The 19,873-nt window shown below is 65.1% G+C and carries 15 protein-coding genes; 5 read left to right on the top strand and 10 right to left on the bottom strand.

Going from position 1 to position 19,873, the window contains the following annotated elements; genetic code table 11:
• Positions 1–449 precede the first annotated feature (449 nt).
• Complete coding sequence (locus ACO1XS_RS11190) at positions 450–1,922, bottom strand: cobyric acid synthase (protein WP_486390696.1); 1,473 nt, start codon at positions 1,920–1,922, stop codon at positions 450–452.
• A gap of 173 nt (positions 1,923–2,095) precedes the next feature.
• Here ACO1XS_RS11190 and ACO1XS_RS11185 point away from each other — a divergent pair, with 173 nt between their 5' ends.
• From ACO1XS_RS11185 to ACO1XS_RS11170, 4 genes are all read left to right on the top strand, one after another.
• A complete protein-coding gene (locus ACO1XS_RS11185) occupies positions 2,096–3,088 on the top strand; it encodes a CobD/CbiB family cobalamin biosynthesis protein (protein WP_486390704.1) in 993 nt (330 codons plus the stop codon).
• 7 nt (positions 3,089–3,095) lie between these two features.
• A complete protein-coding gene (gene cobD, locus ACO1XS_RS11180; protein WP_486390695.1) occupies positions 3,096–4,166 on the top strand; it encodes a threonine-phosphate decarboxylase CobD in 1,071 nt (356 codons plus the stop codon).
• Positions 4,167–4,362: 196 nt separating this feature from the next.
• Complete coding sequence (locus ACO1XS_RS11175; RefSeq protein ID WP_486390694.1) at positions 4,363–8,766, top strand: response regulator; 4,404 nt, start codon at positions 4,363–4,365, stop codon at positions 8,764–8,766.
• Between the two features lie 507 nt (positions 8,767–9,273).
• Positions 9,274–9,519: an H-NS family nucleoid-associated regulatory protein gene (locus tag ACO1XS_RS11170; RefSeq protein ID WP_173260386.1), complete on the top strand. Its 246-nt coding sequence runs from the start codon at positions 9,274–9,276 to the stop codon at positions 9,517–9,519.
• A 22-nt stretch (positions 9,520–9,541) separates the two neighbouring features.
• On the opposite strand, the gene bluB is transcribed toward ACO1XS_RS11170, so the two are convergent.
• The 7 genes from bluB to coxB all read right to left on the bottom strand — a co-directional run bounded on the left by bluB (position 9,542) and on the right by coxB (position 16,929).
• Entirely contained in the window at positions 9,542–10,198 is a 657-nt protein-coding gene (bluB, locus tag ACO1XS_RS11165) for a 5,6-dimethylbenzimidazole synthase (RefSeq protein WP_331570725.1), read from the bottom strand.
• Between the two features lie 413 nt (positions 10,199–10,611).
• Complete coding sequence (locus tag ACO1XS_RS11160; RefSeq protein ID WP_486390693.1) at positions 10,612–11,970, bottom strand: c-type cytochrome; 1,359 nt, start codon at positions 11,968–11,970, stop codon at positions 10,612–10,614.
• Positions 11,967–12,983, bottom strand: coding sequence for a cytochrome c oxidase assembly protein (locus ACO1XS_RS11155; RefSeq protein ID WP_331568588.1), 1,017 nt, complete (start codon positions 12,981–12,983; stop codon positions 11,967–11,969). Before ACO1XS_RS11155 ends, ACO1XS_RS11160 begins: the two co-directional genes overlap by 4 nt.
• Complete coding sequence (locus tag ACO1XS_RS11150; protein WP_486390692.1) at positions 12,959–13,297, bottom strand: hypothetical protein; 339 nt, start codon at positions 13,295–13,297, stop codon at positions 12,959–12,961. Before ACO1XS_RS11150 ends, ACO1XS_RS11155 begins: the two co-directional genes overlap by 25 nt.
• A 55-nt stretch (positions 13,298–13,352) precedes the next feature.
• The gene (locus tag ACO1XS_RS11145; RefSeq protein WP_486390691.1) at positions 13,353–13,982 is read right to left on the bottom strand and encodes a cytochrome c oxidase subunit 3; all 630 of its coding nucleotides are present in this window, start codon (positions 13,980–13,982) and stop codon (positions 13,353–13,355) included.
• Entirely contained in the window at positions 13,979–15,928 is a 1,950-nt protein-coding gene (gene ctaD, locus ACO1XS_RS11140; protein ID WP_486390703.1) for a cytochrome c oxidase subunit I, read from the bottom strand. The genes ACO1XS_RS11145 and ctaD overlap by 4 nt, the downstream gene beginning before the upstream one ends.
• 2 nt (positions 15,929–15,930) lie before the next feature.
• On the bottom strand, positions 15,931–16,929 hold the full coding sequence (gene coxB / locus ACO1XS_RS11135) for a cytochrome c oxidase subunit II (protein ID WP_331568594.1): 999 nt from the start codon (positions 16,927–16,929) through the stop codon (positions 15,931–15,933).
• 192 nt (positions 16,930–17,121) lie between these two features.
• On the opposite strand from coxB, the gene ACO1XS_RS11130 reads away from it, so the two are divergent.
• Positions 17,122–18,399 carry an Nramp family divalent metal transporter gene (locus ACO1XS_RS11130; protein ID WP_486390690.1) on the top strand — a complete coding sequence of 426 codons (1,278 nt, stop codon included), beginning with the start codon at positions 17,122–17,124 and terminating at the stop codon, positions 18,397–18,399.
• Between the two features lie 39 nt (positions 18,400–18,438).
• Here the strand turns inward: ACO1XS_RS11130 and ACO1XS_RS11125 are convergent, their stop codons facing one another.
• Complete coding sequence (locus ACO1XS_RS11125; RefSeq protein ID WP_486390689.1) at positions 18,439–18,726, bottom strand: CppA family protein; 288 nt, start codon at positions 18,724–18,726, stop codon at positions 18,439–18,441.
• Positions 18,727–18,843: 117 nt separating this feature from the next.
• Positions 18,844–19,773 (bottom strand): hypothetical protein, encoded by a 930-nt coding sequence (locus ACO1XS_RS11120; RefSeq protein WP_486390688.1) that lies wholly within the window; start codon positions 19,771–19,773, stop codon positions 18,844–18,846.
• Between the last annotated feature and the right edge of the window lie 100 nt (positions 19,774–19,873).

The raw sequence follows: 19,873 nt of genomic DNA, 5'->3' as shown, positions 1-19,873 counted from the left end.
GGAGGGTGCATCGAATGCGTGATCGCGATCGTCCGTGACGGTGAGTATTTTCGGGAGTATATCGGCCGCCTCTTAGGGTGAGGTTTTTCGGGAGCCGAGGAAGGGATCGCTTTCGCTCGGCCCCCATCGGTGAGCTTTTCCGGGACCTGCCGTAGAGGGGGCCTGTACGCGCGGCCCCCAAGATGCCAAAGGTGAGCGTTTTCGGGATTGCGGCGCCCGTAACGCCTTATCCCGCGGCGATCAAGGTGAGTGTTTTCGGGAGGCGTCAGCCAGACGCGCGGTGCACGATCATGCGCGACCGCGCTGCCTGCCTCGGCATAAGGTGAGCTTTTGCGGGACGCGATACGATGGATGCGCAGGCGTCATCGTCGACGGAAATCCCGCGACCCGCTAGACTACGCCGTTCCTTGCAACGACGGACAACGGCCTTGGCTCATCGCGATTCCCGCTCATTCGATCAAGCGCCAAAGCGCTGGTACATCGACGTGCGCGGCAACGGCGTCGGCCAATGTGTCGATCGACGCAAGCCTGCGCGCGTCGTGATCGATGCGCTGGGCATCATCGAGCCCCGCCCAGCGCAGCAATGCCGCGCAGGCATCGGGACCGTCGAAGAGGCCATGCAGATAAGTGGCGAAAATCTGGCCATCGTCGGATATGGCGCCGTCGGGCCGCGGCTCGTCGCCAGCGCCCTGGCGCAGCCACATGGCCGGCCGCGCGAGTGCCGTGCCCGTCGTCGTCCCCATGTGGATTTCATATCCATGCACCGGCGCATCGCCGAGTGTCAGCGAACCCTCGATGCGGACGAGTTGTTTTTCGGGCGCAAGCTCGGTCTCGAAATCGAGCAGCCCGAAGCCGCGGGTGCGTTCGGTAGAGCTCTCGATGCCAAGCGGATCGCGCATGCCGCGTCCGAGCATTTGCATTCCGCCGCATATGCCGATGACCTTCCCGTCATAACGCAGATGGCGACGCAGGTAGTCCTCCCACCCCTGTGCGCGAAGCCAGGCGAGATCGCGTTGAACGCTTTTACTGCCGGGCAGAATGACGAGATCCGCTGCGGGCAGCGGTTCGCCGGCCCGGACGTAACGGAAGTCGACTTGCGGGTGCGCGCGCAGCGGATCGAAATCGGTGTGATTGCTGATGCGCGGCAGCGCCGGCACGATCACGCGCAACACCGTGTCGTCCGAGGCGGGTGCGTGCCGTGCGGCCGGCAACATGTCCTCGGCATCGAGCCAGAGGCCTGGCACGAACGGCACCACGCCGAGCACGGGTGTGCCGGTGCGTGCTTCGACCCAATCGATGCCGGGTTGGAGAAGCGCCGGGTCGCCCCGAAATTTGTTGACGATCACGCCCTTGACGCGCGCGCGTTCAGCCTCCGAAAGACAGGCGAGCGTGCCGATGATTTGCGCGAACACGCCGCCTCGATCGATATCGGCAACGATGATGACGGGGCAATCGGCCGCTTCGGCGAAGCCCATGTTCGCGATATCGCCCTCGCGCAGGTTGATTTCGGCCGGACTGCCTGCGCCTTCCACAAGCACGAGATCGTAGGCGGCCCGCAGTCGATCGAACGATTCGAGCACGGCCTGCATGGCGATCGGCTTGTACGCATGATAGGCCCGCGCATCGAGGTTGCCGCGCGCCCGACCGTGGACGATGACTTGCGCGCCGATGTCGCTGTTCGGTTTGAGCAGCACCGGGTTCATATCCGTATGGGGGTCGACACCGGCCGCCAACGCTTGCCAGGCCTGGGCGCGGCCGATTTCGCCGCCATCGACGGTGACGGCGCTGTTGAGCGACATGTTTTGCGGCTTGAACGGCGCGACGCGGATGCCGGCTCGCGCGGCGATTCGGCACAGCGCGCCGACAAGCGTGCTTTTGCCCGAATCGGAGCTCGTTCCTTGAATCATCAGCGCACGTGGCATGGGGGGCGTCCTGAGCGGGTCGATTATGAAGCGCGCCTTTTGCGCGAGCATCGCGCGGCGGGCGCGTGCCGTGAAGCAGGGCTGCATTATGTCACCGCCGCTCGCGTCGGCGCATACGCATGCGTGCGGCAACTGGGCCGGACAACGGCCGCTTCGGCGGGAGCATTGCAATGATGGCGCTACCGTCCTTCGCGGCAATCGCCATGCTCGCTATCGTGGGCGTCGTACTCGACTGGTGGCTGGGCGAGCCGCAGCGCGCTCATCCGCTCGTCGCATTCGGACGATTCGCAAAGCGGCTCGAACGATCGCTCAACCCGGACCGCGATACGGTTGATACGCGAACCGAACGATGCGATTCGCGCACGCGGCTGGCCGCGCTGCGCGTTCGCGCGCTCGGCGTCGTCGGTTGGGCAGTGGCCGTCGTGCCGCCGGTCGCGCTATCGATCGTGCTCATGCGCGTGTTACCGGTCGCGTTTGGATGGATGCTCCATGCGTTGTTGCTGTGGTTCGCGCTCGGTGCGCGCAGCCTTTCCGATCACATCGCTCCGATCGAAGGCGCGCTCGCGAACGGCGATTTGCCGCGCGCGCGCGCGCTGGCATCGCGCATCGTCACGCGCGATCTTTCGGACGCGGAAGCATCGGCCGTCGCACGCGCTGCCGTGGAATCGGCCCTGGAAAACGGCAACGACGCGATTTTCGGGGCATTGTTCTGGTTCGCCATCGCAGGAGGGCCGGGCGCGCTGGCCTATCGGCTCGTCAACACGCTCGATGCGATGTGGGGCTATCGCACGCCGCGGTTCACCTCGTTCGGCTGGGCCGCCGCCCGCCTCGACGATGCGGCCAACTATCTGCCCGCGCGCCTGACCGCGCTGACTTATGCGCTGTGCGGCAATCCACGCAACGCATTGCGGTGTTGGTGGACCCAGGCAGCGGCGTGGGACAGCCCGAATGCGGGGCCCGTCATGGCAAGCGGTGCCGGCAGCCTCGACGTATCGTGCGGCGGAAGCGCCCGCTATCATGGCGTCGACGAAGCGCGTCCACCGCTCGGCAGCGGCGCCGCGCCGCATGCCCGCGATATCGGGCGGGCGCTGTCGCTCGTCCGGCGCGCGCTCTTGGCATGGCTGGCCGGCCTGATCCTGCTAGCCGCCGCGTCAATGGTGTTTTGAGCAGATCATGTCGACATCCGAGCGTCCCATCGTCTCCGTTGCCGTGCCTCATGGCGGCAACCTTTCCGAAGCCGTGCGCCGTTACGGTATGGCTCGCGAAGAGTGGATCGACCTTTCGACAGGCATCAATCCATGCGGTTATCCGGTGCCCGATATCGACGCGCAGGCGTGGCTGCGCTTGCCCGATGACGGCGACGATCTCGAAGCGATCGCGGCCGCCCATTATGGCGCGCCGCGCGCGCTGGCCGTGGCGGGCACGCAAGCGGCCATTCGCATGCTGCCGCAGGTCCTGCCCGTGGGGCGCATCGGTATCGGCCTGCTGACTTACGGCGAATATGCGCCGGCGTTCGCAGCCGCGGGTTTTACGGTGGAGCGCTTCGTCACGGAGCCGTTTGCCGATCGACGCGTCGCCGCCGATTTCCTTCTTGCTCCGGGCGTGCCGCTACCGGCGACGCTGACGCATCTGGTCGTCGTGAACCCCAACAACCCCGGCACCGAATCGTTCGATGCGGCCACGCTGCTCGACTGGCATCGTCAGCTCGTTTCGCGTGGCGGGGGCCTTATCGTCGACGAGGCGTACGTCGAGGCGACGCCTCATCTGAGCGTGGCCTCGCATATCGAGACCGACGGCCTTGTCGTATTGCGCTCGGTCGGCAAGTTCTATGGTCTCGCTGGCGCCCGGGCCGGGTTCGCGCTCGCTCCGGCCGCACTCGATGACGCGATGCGTGGACTGCGTGGGCCGTGGACCGTATCGGGCCCGGCGCGTAGCGTTGTGCGGGCCGCGTTGCTGGACGAACAGTGGCAGCGCTCGATGCGTACCCAGCTGCGCGACGCGTCGGCGCGCCTCGTGGCCTTGCTCGAGCGGCACGGATTGAAAGCGACGCATACGCCCCTCTTTGCCTGGGTACGCTGCGCCGATGCCGCTCGTCTGCAGGAGGGACTCGCACGTCGCGCCGTGTGGGTCCGCCGATTCGATGTCGTGCCCGGGCTGCGGTTTGGCTTGCCCGCCGACGAACGCGCGTGGGAGCGCCTCGATCGGGCGTTGCGCGAGGCATTGACGACGGACGATACGCTTTGAGCTGTTGATCGCGCAACTTTGTTTCCGATTCGTCGGATGGCGGATCGCCCGCTCAGTAATTCTTGCAGTCGTCGCGGTGCGCACGATTTGTGCCCGATTTTTATTCGCGCATTTACGGCGATTTGACCATACGGCATATTGGTTTTTGCGAGTGGCGGCGATATCTTTGCTGAATCGACGAGCAAGGAACTGCCACATGAACGAAGCATCGCATTCGTTGCGCCAGCCGCAGGGTTGGGACTTTCTTTCGGGCGGCGGCGAACTGGGCGGGCTCATCCGCGCATTCGATTGGAGCGGGACGCCGCTCGGTGCGCCTGATACGTGGCCGCAAAGCCTCAAAGTCGCGCTGCGCATCATGCTCAATTCGAGCCAGCCGATCTGGATCGGCTGGGGCAAGCAATTGATCTATTTTTATAACGATCCATACAAGTCGATTATCGGCGGCAAGCACGAATGGGCGCTGGGCCGGCCGATAAAGGACGTGTGGGGCGAAATATGGAGCGATATCGAGCCGATGCTCGATATGGCGATGAGCGGGGGCCGCGGCACTTATGTCGAGGAGCAACTGCTCGTCATGGAGCGTAACGGCTACCCCGAGGAAACGTATTACACGTTCTCGTTCAGCCCCATTCCAAACGACGACGGCGGCGCCGGCGGAATCATTTGCGCAAGTACGGACGATACGCCACGCGTCATCGGCGAACGGCAACTGGCGCTGTTGCGCGATCTGGCCGCCGATGCAACGCGTGCCCGAACCTGGCAGGAAGTGTGCGCACGCAGCGCGCAGGCACTCGGCACGAACGGCCGCGATCTGCCGTTCGCGATGATTTATATGGCGGACGATATGAGCGCACCGACGCTCGAGCTCGCGTGTGCGTCCGGGGTCGATCGCGCCCACCGGGCCGCGCCGCATTCGATCGCCGCGGACGATTCGTCGATCTGGCCGGTCGGCGAGGTATTGCGCACGCGCACACCCACGCTGGTCTCGGAATTCGACGAGCGCATTGGCGTACCGTTGCCGAGCGGTCCGTGGGACGAGTCCCCTGCGCAGGCGGCATTGCTGCCCATCGTGCCGGGCGCGGAAGCCGGGCGGGCTGGCGTGCTCGTGGTCGGGCTCAATCCGTATCGCCTGTACGACGGTAACTATCGAAGCTTTCTCGGGCTCGTTGCCGGACAGATTTCGGCGGCCATCGGCCATGCCCAGGCCTACGAGGACGAGCGGCGGCGTGCCGAAGTCCTGGCCGAAATCGACCGTGCCAAGACCGCGTTCTTTTCGAACGTGAGTCACGAGTTTCGGACGCCGCTCACGCTGATGCTGGGACCGCTCGAAGATGCCCTCAACGATTCGTCGGCAAATGCGCTGGTGCCGCCTCAACGGCGCCGCCTGCTGACCGCACATCGCAGCAGCGTGCGGTTGCTCAGGCTCGTCAATTCGCTGCTCGACTTCTCGCGCATCGAGGCGGGGCGTGCGACAGCGATGTTCGAGCCGACCGATGTGGCCAAGTTCACCGCGGAACTCGCGTCGAGTTTCGAGTCGGCCACCCAGCGGGCCGGCCTCGAATTGTCTATCGAGTGCGAGAGCCTGCCGCAGCCGGTCTACGTCGACCGCGATATGTGGGAGAAGATCGTCCTCAATCTCCTGTCCAATGCATTCAAGTTCACGTTCGAAGGGCGCATCGAGGTGCGCACGCAGGTGTCGCCCGACGGCGAAGCAGCGCAGATCGTCGTTCGCGATACGGGTGTCGGTATTCCCTCGAACGAGCTTGCGCGCTTGTTCGAGCGTTTTCACCGTGTCGAGGGGCAGCGCAGCCGCTCCTTCGAAGGGTCCGGTATCGGCCTCGCGCTCGTGCACGAACTCGTCAAGCTGCACGGCGGCACGATCTCCGTCGATAGCGAGGTGGGACGCGGTACCGCATTCACCCTGAGCCTTCCATTCGGCACCGCCCATCTGGCGCCCGATCGCATCGGTCCCGAACGCCTGCTTGCATGGACGCCCCACCGTGCCGGTGCGTACGTCGAAGAGGCCCTGCGCTGGCTGCCGCAGGCGGGCGCGGAGGACAGCGACGAAGCCCCGTCCGAGCGCGCCGACGATCTGCCGACGCTGCCGTTCGGCAGCCGGACGAGGGGGGCGCGCGTGCTTGTCGTCGACGATAACGAGGACATGCGCCGCTATATGAGCCGGTTGTTGCGGGGGCAATGGGAGGTCGACACTGCCGCCGATGGGCACGAAGCGCTCGCGGCGATCCGCGAGCGCAGGCCCGACGTCGTCTTGAGCGACGTCATGATGCCGGGTCTCGACGGCTTCGGCTTGCTGCGTGCAATTCGTTCGGACTCCGAACTACGTGATTTGCCGGTCGTGCTCGTTTCCGCGCGTGCGGGCGAAGAGGCGAGTGTCGAGGGGTTGGGCGCGGGCGCCGACGACTATCTGACGAAGCCGTTTTCGGCTCGCGAGCTTCTCGCGCGCGTCAATGCAAACCTCGAGATGGCGAGGCTGCGACGCGAGGCCACACGCGATCTACGCGAAAGCGAGGCGCGGTTCCGGAACATGGCCAATCACGCACCGGTGATGATGTGGATCAGCACGCCGGAGGCCGAATTCGATTATCTGAACCAGCCTTGGTGCGAGTTCACCGGACAGACGCTCGATGAGGCCATAGGCGCAGGCGCCTGGGCAGCACTGCACGACGAGGATCGCGAGAGCGCCCGCCAGGCCTTTCTCGATGCCCATGCCGAACGCAGGCCGTTTCGCGCCGAATACCGGGTACGGACCGCTGCCGGCGATTATCGCTGGGTGTTGGGCGCGGCGGTACCGCGCTTCGGCGACGACGGGAAGTTTCTCGGCTACATCGGCTCGATCATCGATATCTCGGATCGTAAGGAGGCCGAACAGATTTTGCGCGAGGCGAACGTCGTACTGGAAAGACGCGTCGCCGCGGCGATTGCGGAACGCCTGCATACCGAGGCGCAATTGCGCCAGGCGCAAAAAATGGAAGCGATCGGCAAGCTCACGGGCGGTGTCGCTCACGATTTCAACAACGTCTTGCAAGTCATTGCCGGCAATCTTCAACTGCTGAGCCGCGACGTATCGGGGAATCTGCGCGCCGAGCAGCGGCTGCAGACCGCCGTTGCCGCGACGGCACGCGGTTCGCGGCTCGCTTCGCAACTGCTGGCATTCGGACGTCGGCAACCGTTGTCGCCGAAGACGGTCAATCTTGGCAGGCTGATTCGCGGCATCGACGACATGCTGCGCCGCTCGCTTGGAGAAAGCGTCGAAATCGAAACGGTGATCACGGGCGGGCTGTGGAATACGTTCGTCGATACCGTGCAGGTCGAAAATGCCCTGCTCAATCTGGCTATCAATGCGCGCGACGCGATGCAGGGTCACGGCAAGCTCACGATCGAAGCGGGCAATGCTTTTCTCGACGACGTCTATGTCGCGCGTCATCCCGACGTGGCGCCCGGCCAATACGTCATGGTCGCCGTGACCGACACCGGTTGCGGTATACCGGCCGAGTTGCTCGAGCGTGTCTTCGAGCCGTTCTTTACGACGAAACCCGAAGGCCGCGGCACGGGCCTCGGGCTGAGCATGGTCTACGGTTTCGTCAAGCAATCGGGCGGACACATCAAGATCTACAGCGAGCTCGAGCAGGGTACGACCGTGCGGCTCTATTTGCCGCGCGCCCGCCAGCCCGAGGATGTCGAGACCGAAGTCGAGGCCGGGCCGATCACGGGCGGTACGGAAACCATTCTCGTCGTCGAGGACGACGAAGACGTGCGCGGAACGGTCGTCGATCTGCTCTCAGAACTCGGTTATCGCGTGCTGCGGGCGAAGGACGCGCAAAGCGCGCTCGCGATCGTCGAAAGCGGGGTGCCGATCGACCTCGTATTCACCGACGTCGTCATGCCGGGTCCCCTCGACAGTCCCGAGCTGGCCCGCCGCGCGCGGGAACGACTACCCAACATCGCGGTTCTGTTCACGTCGGGCTATACCGATAACGCGATCGTGCATGGCGGCCGGCTCGACGATGGCGTCGATCTGCTCAGCAAACCCTATAGCCGCGAAGCGCTGGCGCGCAAGATTCGCCACGTGTTGCGGCATCAGGTGCGTGGCAAGCCGGCATTGCCTTCGCCGCCGTTGCCTGGGACGGACGATGCTCAGGCCGTCAACGCCGTCCGCACGCCCGGCCGCTTGCGCGGGCGCGTGCTGCTGGTCGATGACGACCCTATGGTTCGCTTCACAACGGCGGACATGCTGTCCTATCTCGGCTATGCCGTGACTGAAGCCGCCGATGCGGCGCAAGCGCTGGTACTCCTCGGCAAGCACACGTTCGATGTGATCGTGACGGACATCGCACTGCCCGATCTGTCCGGCGACGAACTGGCGATGCGGGCTGTCGCATTGCAGCCGGGGTTGCGCGTGATCTTCGCATCGGGGTACGACGAGCTGCCCGACGGCCGCAAGCCGGAAGCGCTCGCCGGGGCCACAATGCTGCGCAAGCCGTATGACCGCCAGCAGATGGAAGCGTTGCTGGATGCAGCCATGATGGTACGCATGTCGACGGGTTCAGCCACCGCACCGGTGACCGGATACCGCGGCTAGGCCGCGCCGTCCGACAAGGCGGGCTCCCGCGTGGTGAGGTTTTTCGGGAGCCCCGGGGCGTGAGGTGAGGTTTTTCGGGATAAAGAGTGCTTGTTTGCCCCGTTGCGGTGTGTTGCAGGGTGCTTTGCGCGCGATTTTCTGCTTCGCGGGACGCTTTTCGGCGAGTTGGCGCCCGCCGTGCCGCGCGAAGTCCCGCATTTTCTCCCGTAAAGGCTCACCTTGTCGCGCGGCGGCGCCGATGGTGAGCTTTTACGGGATGGTGTTTCCTGCTTTGGGATACTCCGACGCAATATGCGGAGTAGACCTCGTTATTGGTTTTGACGTTTTGCTTTTTGGAAGTTTTGTATCGATAATTGACATCGACGGCCTGAAACACAATCTGGCGCGCGTCCATCCGGACCCGCCGTTGGGCGGTTGTAACCGCCTGCTGCCGCGAGTCGAGTATGATTCGGCTCGGGTCAAATAAGGGGCTCCACACCCCCGCATCAACTACAACCGGAATCATCGATGGAACAGCTTGAAGGCGAGGCTCGCGAACGATTGATTCGCTGGCTCCGGCGTCGCATGGACGAATACGGCATTACGGTCGAAGCTGTGGCGGAATCGATTTCCGCCGACAAGCAGGCTGAACGGCCCATCCTTTACCGCGATGCGATGGGCAATACGTGGGATGGCTACGGAGATCCGCCGGATTGGTTGCGTCGTGCCGTCGCCGCCGGACAGAACATGGATTTCTATCGCTGCGAGGGATAACCGGGCGCGAGGCCTGGGGCCTTCAGCGCTCGGAGTCCGTCGGCGGCCATTCGTTTTCGAAAACGCACTCGGATAGCGGCATTCGTTGGGCCCAGTGTTCGATTTCGAGCATCGGCCGAGGATAGAAGCGCTCGACGTGTCCGAGGCATAGTATGGCGACAGGCCGGGCGCCCATCGGCATCCGCAACAAGCGGCGAACGTCGTCCACCTCGAAGAGCGACACCCATCCCATGCCGAGCCCTTCCGCGCGTGCAGCGAGCCACATGTTCTGAATCGCGCAGGCAACCGACGCCAGATCCATATCGGGCATCGTGCGGCGACCGAATACGTGTTTTTCGCGGCCATCCATCAGTGCCATGACGAGCAGCTCGGCGCACTCGAGCATGCCTTCCACCTTGAGCTTCATGAATTCGTCGCTGCGCTCGCCGAGCGCAGCGGCTGTGCGTGCGCGCTCGCGCTCGACGGCATCGTGCAGCGCTTTGCGCCGTGCGTCGTCGGTCACCCTGACGATTCTCCATGGCTGCATATATCCGACGCTCGGTGCGTGATGCGCCGCATCGAACAGGCGGGCGAGCACGTGCGGGTCGACCGGCTTGCGCACGAAATGACGCATGTCCCGCCGTTCATGGATGGCGCGATATACGGCCGCGCGCTCCCCGTCGTCGAATTGCATTGCCATCGAAAAATTGGCCTTTGAGGCTCGCAAAGTCTGTGGATATATCCTGGCGCGCCGCTTGCGCCATTCGATGGCAGGCAGTGAGCGCCGGCGGGCCTAAAGATACCACGCGCATCGGCATGCGCCCCTTACATGGCGGATGCGATCGTGTGACCCGCTCGCGCGGGCCGGGAACGGCCGTTGCGACGCGATACAGGCGAGTCTCCGAGATTTTCTTCAGCCAACAGGAGGACCAGATGACATCGCGAAAACCCAGCCAGGCCGCGCCGACCAACCCGCGCGGGCATGATCGTGGCGATCACCGGCAGCCTCAGCAGCAACAGAATCAGCAAAAGATGCCGCGTCACCAAGGCGGCCAGCGTCAGCCGTAGCCGAGCGGCGCGTCGGACCGACCGGCGCGCTTCGTTCGAGTCATGTCATTTATGCAGCAGTTGCCGCAGCGCATGGACGTCGTTGCCGCTGATCGGCTGAGCGTTGTTGCCCCATGCGCTGCGGATGTAGGTCAGCACTTGTCCCATCTGTGCGTCGACCAGTGTGCCGGCAAACGCGGGCATCCGTTGGCGTGGCGGACCCGACTCCGTGGCGGGGCTGTTTCCACCCTCCACGAGCAGGCGGATCAGCGACGTCGTATCTTTCGCGAGCACCGATGGATTGCCCGCCAGCGCGGGGAACACATTGGGCACGCCCTTGCCGTCGAGCCCGTGGCAACGCGCGCAAAACGATCGGTAGACGATGTTTCCGAGCGACTGATCGTCGGCCACGCGATTGCCGTTCGCGCTCGGCTGCGTCGATGCGTCTTGCGGTGCGAACGTGCCGGAAGGTTCGCGCGCCGGCAGCGACTTCAGGTAGTGGGCGATTGCGAGCAGGTCGCCATCGCTGAGATATTGCGTACTGTCCTCGATCTGCTGAACCATGCTCCCGTAGGCCACGATGCCGGCGCCATGGCCCGTCTTCAGGAAGCGCGCGATATCGGTTTCGCTGAGGCGGCCTAAGCCGGAGCCCGCGTCGCCTGTCAGATTCGACGCGAACCAGTGGTCGTTGATACCACCGGTGAGGAAACGCGGCGCCGATTCGTCGTAGCCGCGCTCTTCGTAGGCGAAGCCGCGCGGCGTATGGCATGCGCCGCAGTGACCCAGCGATTGAACGAGATAGGCGCCACGATACCATTGCGCATCGCGTCCCGATGGCTGCCGAACGCCCTTGTGCGGCATAAACGCCCATTGCCAGAAACGCAACATCCAGCGCTGGTTGAACGGAAATGCGACGTCGGAGGGCGGCGTCGGCTTCGACACCGGTGGCACGCCCTGCATCATGAACGTGTAGAGCGCGTGCAGGTCGCCATCGCTCATTTTGGCGAACGCCGTGTACGGCATCGCCGGGTAGAGTCGCTTGCCGCCGCGCGCGACGCCTTCGCGCAGTGCTTTTGCGAAATCATCGTAGCTGTAGCGGCCGATGCCGTAGCGCACATCGGGTGTGATGTTGCTGGTTACGATGGTGCCGAACGGCGAGCCCATGCCGAGTCCGCCCGCATAAGGCGCCCCGCCTTCGGGTGCTGTATGGCAGCCTGCGCAGTCAGCGGCTTTTGCGATGTACGCGCCGCGTTCGAGCAGGGTGGCGTCCGCACCCGAGACAGCATCGGCCCGATGCGGTGCGGCGGCCTGCTTTGCGTCATCGGTGGAGGCCTGCGCTGTTTCCCGTCCGGCGTTGCCCATCGCTATGGCGACGATGGCAGGCAGCGTCAGCAGCAGCAATCGCAGGGCGAGCGAGGCCTTCATCGCGTGGGCTCCCGAAGCGACGCAGCGTTGGGCTCCGGAATCGGCTCTGCCGATGGCGCGTGCGATATGAGTGGAATGAGCGGAGAGTGAGCGCGAGTCAACCATCGTCCAGCGACAATCAGCGCGCCGATCAAATAGGCGAGCGAGGCGGGCACCCACATCACGAGCCCACCAAGTTGCTGATCGCCGAGCGGCTCCATGCCGAGTGCGCTCGTCGGCTCGACATAGGACGGATACCAGACGCCCGGCGAGAGCGTGATGAGCGCGCCGAGGGCGCCGGTATGGACCATCGTCGTAAAGAGTGAAAGCATCGCATGGCCCGAACCGCGCCGTGCCGCCCCCTCGCCGAGAATCGACCACCAGAAGATCAGGGCGGTCCCCAGGAAGCTTGCATGTTGCAGGGTATGAACGACGGAATGGGCGAGTGCGCTCTCGAAGAGCGGCGGCGCGTGCCAGGCCCAGAGCGCCACGGCATGGAGAAGCCAGGCCGGCAGCGGAGCGACCAGCGCGCGCCATGCGGCGGACCATGCGCGCGTGCGCAATACACGGCCGATCGCCATACGGGCACGTTGCGGCAGCGCCCATATCCAGATGCCGAGCGGCCGGCCCGCGACGAGAAGCGGCGCGGCGACGATCATCATCGCTTCATGCTGCACCATGTGCGCCGAAAAAAGTGCCGCGCTCAACGCGTCGAGCGGTGAGACGAGTACAGCGGCGAGTACGATCCACCCGGCTGCGAACGCCATCAGATGCGTCTGTCGCGCGCGACGTCCAAGACGGGAACGTCGCGTCAGTCGGACGAATCCCGCGAGATACGCGGCCAGGCTCAACGCGAGTAAGGCGATCACCCACGAGTCGAACGTCCAGCCAAACACGGGTGTACCCGAGGCCCCCGTGGTGGGCGTATGCGCCGAGGCGGGCGCGGCGAGGGCGGCAGCGAAGAGCGCCGGCGCACGCCGTACGGACGACCTCGCGCAGGCGCGCACGCTCATCGACAGGCGGAGAGCAGCCATTGCGGGAACCACATCATCAGTTGCACGAGCGTGCCCAGCGCGCCGACGATCGTCGCGGCAAACGCCAGAAAGGCCTCGCGCGCGTCGCGCGATTCATAAGTTGCCGAAAACGGCACGGACGTCTGGCGCCATCGACGATAGGCCAGCGCAGTCGCCGCAATCGAGACAGCGAACGCGATGCCGCTCACGGCATTCAGCGGCGCTCGGGTGTGCCACGCGCAGGCGTAGTGAACGAGAGCATAGTCGGCGCTTTGTGTCGCGAGCACGAGTGCAGGTACCGCCAGCAGCGCGAACCAGGTTTTCATTGTGTTCATGCGGTGCGTCCTCTCCTTCGACCGGTTCCACCGGCTCGGCCGGCGCGGCCGGCCATCAAAACAGTGCGCGCGGCGCCAGATAGACGACGGCGTATATCGGTATCCAACTGAGCACGACGAAATACCAATACAGCGCGTTCTCGCTGACATCGACGAATCGTCGACCCTCGATCGGTCCCGTAAACAGCAGCACGCCCAGAACGGCCGTATCGATCGTATCGGTGACCAGGTGCGTCGTGTGCAGGCCGAGCAGAAACCACACGATCGACCCGTAGGCGTTCGCGTACCACTTCACGTTGAGCGCCGCGAATTCGAGACCGCGCACCGCGAGAAAGGCGAGGGAAAACGCGAGGCATATCGTCAGCCAGAGTCTGCAGCGCGGTAGATCGAGGCGCTGCGCGGCCCGCTTCGCCAATTCGTTCGGCACGAGGCTCATGAGCAGAATCGCGAGGTTTGCCGTACCCCAGCGCATCTCGGGCGGCGGGGCATCGAGCGGCCACGCCGCGTTGATATCGCGCAGGTAGAAGTACATCGCGACGGCGATCGCGAAGACCGTCCCCTCGATCAGCATCAGTCCGGCCGTCGCCCACCACATCGCGCTGCGATGTCCGAAGCCGAAGCTCGGCAGATCGCGGACATCGACCGAAGCGCGTCCGTTGCGCGAGGAAGCATCGCCGCTGCTCATGGCTTGCGCTCCGGCGCCATGGCTTGCGCGTGATGACGTCGCGTCGGCCAGAACCATGCGGTCAGTGCGATGACGACCGGCACGGAACCCCACACGACAGCCCACGGCGTGAAGATCGAACCGATGAAGAGCACGGTCGTGGCAACGGCACTGACGAACGGCCAGATCGATGGCGTCGGGAACAGCGAGCGCAGGTCCGGGCGCGCGTCGAGCACCGTCGTGAGCAGTACCTCGCGGGCATCGGCCGCAAGTCCGCTGACATGGGCGGGATGCGTTGGCGGATCCCAGAGCGGATCGCGGCCGTGCACGACCGGCAGCGCATCGAAGTTGTGCGGCGGCGGCGGGCTCGGCGCGGCCCATTCGAGCGTGCCGGCGCCCCAGGGATTCGGGCCCGCGCTCGGCCCATGCCGCAGGCTGCGCCAGACGTTGAAGACGAACAGCAGCACGCTTGCCGCGATGGTCCACGCGCCGACGGTCGAGATCAGGTTCATCGCGGACCAGCCCATACCGGCCGGATAGGTCCAGACGCGCCGTGGCATGCCGTGGAGTCCCAGCCAGTGCATCGGGAAAAACGCGACGTTGAAGCCGATGAAGAAGAGCCAGAACTGCCAGCGTCCGAGCCGCTCGTCGAGCATGCGTCCCGTGACCTTCGGAAACCAGTAGTGAACGGCGGCGAAGAGCGGGAAGACGGCTCCGCCGATCAGCACGTAGTGCAGATGCGCGACGACGAAATAAGTGTCGTGCAACTGCAGATCGAGCGATACCGAGCCGAGCATGACGCCGGTCATCCCGCCCAGCACGAGGATGAAGAAGAATGCGAGGACGAACAGCAGCGGCGTTTTGAGGTTCAGGCGGCCTGTGAGGAGCGTGGCGATCCAGCAATAGATTTGCAGGCCGGAGGGAAGGGCGATCATCACGCTCGCGGCGGTGAAAAAACTTTTGCCGAGCTGCGGAACGCTGGTGGCGAACATGTGGTGAACCCATAGCCCGAAGGCCAGGAAAGCGGTCGCGATCAGCGCGAGGACGATCGCGGTGTAGCCGAATATCGGTCGCCGCGCAAAGGTTGGCAGGATCGACGAGATGAAACCGAGTGCCGGGATGAAGATCAGATAGACCTCCGGGTGGCCGAAGAACCAGAAGAGGTGTTGCCAGAGCAGGACGTCGCCGCCGAGCGACGGATTGAAGAACTGCGTCCCGACGAGCCGGTCGAGAATCAGTGCGGTACTGGCGAGCATCACGGCCGGCATGGCGAAGATGACCATGAACTGCGTGACGAGCGTGGCCCATGCGAAAAGCGGTATTCGGTTGAGCGACATGCCCGGTGCCCGCATCTTGAGGATCGTCGTGATCAGCACGATGGCTTCGAGCAGCGAGGCAAGCTCGGTGAACGTGATCATCTGCGCCCAGATGTCGGTGCCCTTGCCGGTGGCGTAGTCGGGGCCCGCAAGCGGAACATAGCTGAACCAACCCGCGCGCGGGCCGGCGCCGAGCACGAAGGCGACGTACAGCGTGAGTCCGCCGAACAGGAACACCCAGTAGGCATAGGCGTTCATGCGCGGAAAGGCGATGCTGCGCGCGCCGACCATCAATGGGATCAGATAAATCGCCACGGCCTGCATGACCGGGACGCCGAAGAGAAACATCATCGTCGTGCCGTGAATCGTGAACAGCGTGTCGTACAGGTCGGGGCCGACGAGGTGCAGGCCCGGCCGTGCCAACTGCAGGCGCATCGTGAGCGCGAGCATGCCTGCCAGCGCAAAAAATGCGAACGTGGTCACGACGAAGCGGCGCGCGATGGTCTTGTGGTTGACCGCGGCGAGCATCCCGACGATGCCCGGCGGGTCGTCCCATGTGCGGGCGAGCAGGCGCCGCGTGGTATCGGTGGCGGTCGGGCCGTCGACTCGATGTTCGTCGCGGCTCGAGAACTCGGGGCCGGTGTGCGCCATCGTCATTTGAGCGTGGTGAGCCAGGCGACGAGCGCCTGAATGTCGGCGGCCGGCAACGCGCTCGCAGGCATGGTCGCGCCGGGCTTGGCTGCCTGCGGATTACGGATCCATGCGGCGAGGTTGGCCGGATTGTTTTCCAGCGCGCCCGCGGCCAGCGTGCGGCGGCTCATCAGATGCGTGAGGTCGGGCGCGAGCATGCCGAGCGCATGCGTGCCACGTACGGTATGGCAATTCGCGCATGCCGACGCCTCGAAGAGCGCCCGGCCGCGCGCGGCCAGTGCGTTGTCCGGCGGCGCGGCCGGCAGGCGTTGCGCGGCTGCCCAGGCGGCATAGCGCTCGGGCGGGTCGGCCATGACAGTCATGGCCATCAGCGCATGTTCGGTGCCGCAGAACTCCGCGCATTGGCCGCGGTAAGCGCCGGGCCGGTCCGCGCGGAATTCGATCGTCGAACCGATGCCCGGCAACAAGTCCTTCTTGCCATGGAGATTCGGCACCCAGAAACTATGAATGACATCGCCGGCCGCCAGCGACACGATCACGGGCCGGCCTACGGGTACGTGCAGTTCGTTGGCGACGGCGAAACCGGGGGCGCCGTCTTCGGGTGCGTAGTTTGCCTGCCACCACCACTGCCACCCGGTAACCTGGATGTGCAGCGCGTGGGCGGCCGGCAGTTTCGAAAGCGCCCGATCCGTCAGTGCGTCGGCCACTGTCAGCCCGACGAGCAGCACGACGGAAACGGTGGTTGCCGCGATGACGGCCCGTCGCGGGCCGCGCTCCGGGCGGGTATTGGCCGACAGATCGGGTGCGGCCGGCGTATCGGCGCGGCGGCGCGCCAGCCCCACGAGTACGGCCAGAAGCACTGCGGCGAAGACCGCGCCTGTCACGATGAGCGTGAAGTGCCAAAGGCGTGCGATATGGGCCGCTTGCACTCCTGCAGGCGCGAGCGCATCGTGCTGTGGAGTGGCTTGTGCGAGGACGGTGATCCAACCGGCGGCGAACATGACAGACCTTCCGAACATGACAGACCGTCCGACGTGCGGTGTAGGACCGCAGCGGTTGGCATGCGAAGTGCGGGGTGGTTTCATGCGGCGGCGACGATGGGTGGGACGTCAGCCGAAGAGCACGTTCTGTTCCCGCAGAAATTCGATCGGACGCATGAACACTCAAGAGACCGCGCGATGAACGAGGTGCCCATGTCAGATCGTCGGCGAGGCTTGAGCGCTCGTACGGCCGGGCAGCTTCGCGAAGTGCTCGAAGGCCGGCGCCGCGGCGCGCGCATGCTACTGCCCTTCGCCGGGCCGGCCGTAGTCGTTTCGGTCGCTTACATGGACCCCGGGAATATTGCAACGAATCTGCAGGCAGGCGCGGGATACGGATATGCGTTGCTGTGGGTCGTGCTGTTTGCGAATGTCGTCGCGATGCTGTTCCAGTCGATTTCGGCGCGCGTCGGGGTGGTGACGGGCGAGAGCCTGGCCCGCGTTTGTGCACGCGCTGCGCCCAAGCCGGTGACGTTGGCGATGTGGTTCGTCGCCGAGATCGCGGCGATGGCCACCGACTTAGCGGAGTTTCTCGGGGCAGCTATCGGTTTTTCGCTGCTTGCGCATCTGCCGCTCATCGTCGGCATGGGCGTCACGGCTGTGCTGACCTGGGGGCTGCTGCTGATGCAGGGGCGCGGTTTTCGTCCGCTCGAGCTGGCGATCGGCGCGCTGGTCGGCGTCATTGTGATCGCCTATCTCGCGCAATTGCTGTTCGTGCCGCTCGAGTGGAGCGCAGTTGCGCGCGGAACGTTCGTGCCGACGGTCGCCGATCGCGAGGCGCTCTTCGTGGCCGTGGGCATCGTGGGCGCCACGGTGATGCCGCATGCACTGTTTCTTCATTCGGGACTGACGGGCGAGCGCGTCGCGCCGCTCACCGATGGCGAACGGCGCACGCTGCTGCGCTATTCCAACGCGGAAGTCGTCATCGCACTCGGCGTGGCGGGGCTCGTCAACATGACGATGGTGGCCATGGCCGCGGGTGCGTTTCACCAAGGATTCCCGCGGATGGCACAGATCGACGTCGCCTATCGGACGCTGATGCCGCTCTTCGGTTCGATGGCAGGTGGGCTGTTTCTGACCGCCTTGATGGCATCGGGCATATCGAGTTCGGTCGTCGGCACGATGGCGGGGCAGATGATCATGCGGGATTTTCTGGGCTTTACCGTGCCGCTCTGGTTGCGCCGGCTCGTCACGATGCTCCCGGGATTCATCGTCGTCGGAATGGGCGTGGATGCCACGCGTGCGCTCGTGCTGAGCCAGGTCGTACTGAGCATCGCCGTGCCCGTACCCATGATTGCGTTGTTGGCGGTTGCCTGCCGGCGACGGGTCATGGGCGGCTATCGACTGGGGCCGCTCGCAATGTCGCTCGCCATCGTGTTTGCCGCGGCGGTGTTGCTGATGAACGGAGTGCTCGTCGCGCGCATTGTCGGGTAGCGGAGATCGCGCTCGGCGTGAACTCGACCTGCGTCGCGGCTAGCGGTGGTGGACCGCCGCGGTCGCTGGCTTCGCGCCGGCCAGAATTCGTCGGATCTGCGCCAAATGCTGCTCCGCCAGCACGCAGTCTTGCGCGGCGCGAACCGGCCGACGCGGTGCAGGCGGGCAAATCCCCAGATAGCGGCACAGTGCCGAGACAAACACGGGACGACCCGAGTGCGCCAAGTGCCGCGCCGCTTCGGTCACGCGCACGTTCCCCGCGTGGGTCATGAGCCAAGCCAGCGCCTGCCGGTCGTCGTCATTCGCAATTCGGATCAGCCGTTCCATACAGAGCCTATACTGTATAAATGAACAAGTATATATATACAGTACTTTTGGGAAACGCGCAAATCGCTGGCCGTTGACGTCAACATGAGTTCCTGATGTATGAGAGATACGAAGCGGTCAGGCTTGCCGAGCCGCGGGGTAACCGATCGCATAGGAGGGCGGATACCCGATCGCATAGCCGGCATGCCCAAAATAATCCTGCGGCTGAACGTAATGGCCCGCGTAAGGCGCGGTATGCGCGCCGTAGCCAGCGTAGTAGCTGCCCGACGGCGGCGCGTGATAAACGACGGGGTTGAACAAGCCGCTGCGCAGTCCGCTCAAGAACCCGCTCGTCAAACCCGGCAACCCGAAGCGCACCGTATGTCGACGGCCGAAATAATGAAAGCCGACGTGTGCATGGACGCGGCCGTACGCGTCCTCTCCGTGACCGTATGAAAAGCCGATCGGCCGATGCGCGCCCACCACGTGCGTGCGATATCCGGGCACGCTCCAATGCGGCGAATAAACCGGGTAACCGTACGCGGGTGCGGGCGCCACGGTTGCCGCATGAGCGCCATGAGCCCCCTGAGCCCCCTGAGCCCCCTGAGCCCCTTGAGCGCCCGGCGTCGATTGATTCGCGTTCTGCGCAGCGGGCTTCGGCTTGTCGGCACCCGGCTTGAGCGTCGGCCGCGGCGGATTCGCCCCCGATGCCGACGCGGGCTCGCTTTCCGCCGGCCGGGAAGGTTCTCGCGCGACAAGCAGGCTTGCCGCTGCGTCCGATCGCTCTCTCGCGGTCGCCGGCAGCGTACGTTGACGTTCGAGCGCGACGCGCGAAAAATCGGCCAGCCGGCTCATGGATTGCGTGCGTCGCAGCGACCCATTGCCGTCAGCGGGACGCTCGCCGCCGGCGCTCGCGCGTTGCGTGAGCGCCCCCAGCACGGCGTCGCCGCGGCTCAACCCCGGGCGTGCCGCGCCGGCGGGGAGCCCGCCGGGGGCTTTGCCATCTTTCGTCGACGCGGGGGGGTGATCGCCGAGCTGTGCAGCGGACGATCCGATCCGTAGGGGCATGGTTCACTCCTGCCGCCCGCGCCGGTCATCGGCCGGCACGGCCGTGGATTAACGTTGATCTGCACGGCAGAGTAGTCCCTCCTCATGAGGTTTCTTGCAT

This window comes from Trinickia sp. (genome assembly GCF_057351765.1).
This window is presented reverse-complemented; position numbering and strand designations above follow the sequence as displayed.